3 protein-coding genes are annotated in these 3112 nt (G+C 59.3%); 2 read left to right on the top strand and 1 reads right to left on the bottom strand.

Going from position 1 to position 3112, the window contains the following annotated elements:
- A partial coding sequence (locus IRZ24_RS18605) for an aldehyde dehydrogenase family protein (RefSeq protein ID WP_297167694.1) occupies positions 1 to 975 on the top strand: 975 nt, incomplete at its 5' end.
- Positions 976 to 1065: 90 nt separating this feature from the next.
- A complete protein-coding gene (locus tag IRZ24_RS18610; protein ID WP_297167696.1) occupies positions 1066 to 2040 on the top strand; it encodes an MBL fold metallo-hydrolase in 975 nt (324 codons plus the stop codon).
- Between the two features lie 111 nt (positions 2041 to 2151).
- On the opposite strand, the gene IRZ24_RS18615 is transcribed toward IRZ24_RS18610, so the two are convergent.
- Positions 2152 to 2988, bottom strand: coding sequence for a DUF4388 domain-containing protein (locus tag IRZ24_RS18615; protein ID WP_297167699.1), 837 nt, complete (start codon positions 2986 to 2988; stop codon positions 2152 to 2154).
- Positions 2989 to 3112: the final 124 nt, after the last annotated feature.

Genomic DNA, 3112 nt, shown 5'->3' on the forward strand with positions numbered 1-3112 from the left:
ACCAGCGCCTCCTTTGTGGCTGGCAATACCGTAGTACTTAAGCCATCAAGCGCCTCGCCCACTATTGCCGCTCAGTTCGTACGCATCCTTGAAGAAATCGGGCTGCCAGCGGGAGTGGTCAACTTTCTCACCGGACCCGGCTCCAGCATCGGCGACGCCCTGGTCGCTCATCCCTTAACCCGTTTCATTGCTTTCACCGGCTCACGTGACGTCGGCCTGCGCATCAACGAGCTGGCCGCCAAGACGCAGCCTGGTCAGCGCTGGATCAAGCGCACCATTCTGGAAATGGGCGGGAAAGATGCCATCATCGTAGATGAAACTGCTGATCTAGAGGCAGCCGCCTCTGGCATCGTTGTCTCTGCCTTCGGTTTCCAGGGCCAGAAATGCTCAGCCTGCTCACGCGCCATCATCGTCGAGAGCGTCTACGACCAGGTGCTACAGAAGGTTGTAGACAAGGCCAAACAGCTCAGGATTGGCGATGTCACTCAAGCAGAAACCTTCATCGGGCCTGTAATCGATCAAAACGCCTTTGAGAAGATCACCAGTTATATCGAGATCGGCAAGCAGGAAGGACGGCTCGTCCTGGGCGGCGGTCATCACGGTCCAGGCTACTTTATCGAACCGACTATCTTCGCCGACGTCGACCCCCATGCCCGTATTGCCCAGGAAGAGATCTTCGGGCCTGTTTTGGCCTTTATCCGGGCCAAGGACTTTAACGAGGCCCTGCGTATCGCTAACGATACTGAGTACGGCCTCACAGGCTCAGTCTACACACGCGATCCTGAGCGCATTCGACGGGCCAAAGAGGAGTTTCACGTCGGCAACCTCTACTTTAACCGCAAGTGCACAGGGGCCTTGGTCGGCGTGCACCCCTTCGGGGGCTTTAACATGTCCGGTACGGACTCCAAAGCCGGAGGCCGCGACTACCTGCTGCTCTTCACGCAGGCAAAGGCAATCTCGGTCAAGAAGCTCTAACACACCCACAAGCCGAGTGAACGAGCAAAAGCGAGCCAGCTTGTTGCCGCGAGGCTAGAGTAGCCTCGCGGTACGAGAGAGGTGTATTGCGTGTCTGCAAACATTCAACCGGTTGTTCGCCTACGGAAAGAAAGACCGGGGACATGGCAGATCTCTCTGCCTTTCCTCGGCGAACACGGGATCATCGGGGCCTACCTTATTACGGATGAGCGCCAGACTGCCCTGATTGATCCCGGGCCAACCAGTACCCTCACAGCTTTGCTGAGCGAACTGCGTGAGGCAGGCTTTGATCCCGAGGCTATTACCCATATCCTGCTCACCCATATTCACCTGGACCATGCCGGGGCCACGGGCACCCTGAGCCGTCTGCTACCGCAAGCTCAGGTCTACGTTCACAGCCGGGGGGCACCCCACCTGGTCGACCCCTCAAAAGTCATCGCCAGTGCTAGCCGCATTTACGGTGAGCAGATGCAAACACTGTGGGGCGAAGTTGAGGCCGTCCCCGCCGAGCGCGTTCATAGCCTCGAAGACGGGCAGGTCCTCACAGTCGCCGGGCGCCGGCTAGAGGTGCACTATACCCCGGGGCACGCCGTTCATCACGTCATCTTCTTCGACGTCCACTCCGGGGAACTCTTCGCCGGGGATGCGGCTGGCGTCCGCCTCCAGGATGTCGATTACGTGCGTCCGCCAACGCCACCACCTGATCTTGATCTGGAAGCCTGGTTCGAGAGTCTGAGCCGCATTAGCCGCCTGCGACCTGACGTGCTCTATTTGGGGCACTTTGGTCCGACGCGTGATGTCACACGCCACATCGCTAACTTGCGCGAACGCCTCATCGCCTGGGGCGAGATCGTCTTACAAGCCATGCGCGAGGGCAAAAGTGAGGAGGAGATTCGCGAGCGGCTCATCGCCGAGACTCAGCCCGAACTGGAACGCGTTGCCCGTGATCCGCAGGCCGTCAGACGCTACGACCTTGCGACAAACTATCCAATGACAGTTCAGGGCTACATGCGCTACTGGCAGAAGAAACACCCCGAACGGCTCCAGGGAAGCCCGCTCAGCTAGGAGAAACGAAGACAAAACGGCGTCACGCCGCTGCAGCCAGACCAGGCTGTGGTCTGGCTCTGCTCTCGACTGGGTGCAGCGGCGTGGCGTGGCTTTCTCCCTCTGCCTGACTCAGCCACCATTCAGAAGCAGGCGGTTATCCACCTGAAAGACCCCCAGGCTGACAAGGGCTGGCGCAATGTCCCCCAAGGCGCGAATAATCAGCTTATGAGCCTCCACCTCGCCGACAATGGGAGAGCAGAAATACTGACAGATGGCAATGAGGGCCGAGAACCCCTCAAGCAAGTCTTCGCGTGGCATGCGGTCAAGGTGGGACTTATCCATTACGTAGAGATAGCCATTGGGGGAGATTTTCAGGCCAGAGAAGGCCGGGAAAGCGGCGGAACAATCGTCGATGATGTCACGCAGGACATTCATAGCCTCCTTTGGCCCGACCAGTTGGGCTACAGCAAGCGAGACGCGCCGTGTAGCCTCTACCAGCAATTGCCACTCCCAGGGCGAGATGAGCTGATTGACTTTGGTGCGGGCCACCACCTGGCCCTCCACAATCTGTGGACGCGGCTGGGCCACTGGTGGCGGCGTGGCTGTGGTGGGAGCCGGCCCCGAGCGCGGTACCGTTCCAGAGCTGTAACGCGCCTGCAAATGCGACAGCCAGCGCTCAAAGCGTTGCTCATGAGCAGGTGTCACATTCTCACTCTGGACCATCACGCCGCGCTCAAAGCGCAAGGTTGCGCGTGTCCAGCTCTGCAAATCCGCCAGCACGGCATCGACTGCGCCCCGCGTCCCAATCACGTGTACCAGCCTGCCATTGCGAAAATAGAGATGAGCCAGCCCCAGGCGCGTATTGTTCCGCACGGTTAGCCGCCCAAAGGCGCGCAGGCGCTTAATACTGCTGATGATACTGGGCAGGTCAGCTAATGATCCCTGCCACTGTGCATTGGAAGACATAGTACAACGCCGTTCTCCGAAACTGCCCTAACGATGGACAGGCCATCATCAGTGTTCGGGTGCTGTCTCCCCTGTCTGGGAGACAGTGCCACGTGCGGGTCACTCACCCATTTCTCCCCCGCCT

Source organism: Thermogemmatispora sp. (assembly GCF_019683755.1).
In the GTDB taxonomy this organism is placed as follows: domain Bacteria; phylum Chloroflexota; class Ktedonobacteria; order Ktedonobacterales; family Ktedonobacteraceae; genus Thermogemmatispora.

Bases quoted from the DNA above. Each gene is read 5' to 3' on its own strand.
- IRZ24_RS18615 (WP_297167699.1), bottom strand. From the start codon at position 2,988: ATGTCTTCCAATGCACAGTGGCAGGGATCATTAGCTGACCTGCCCAGT.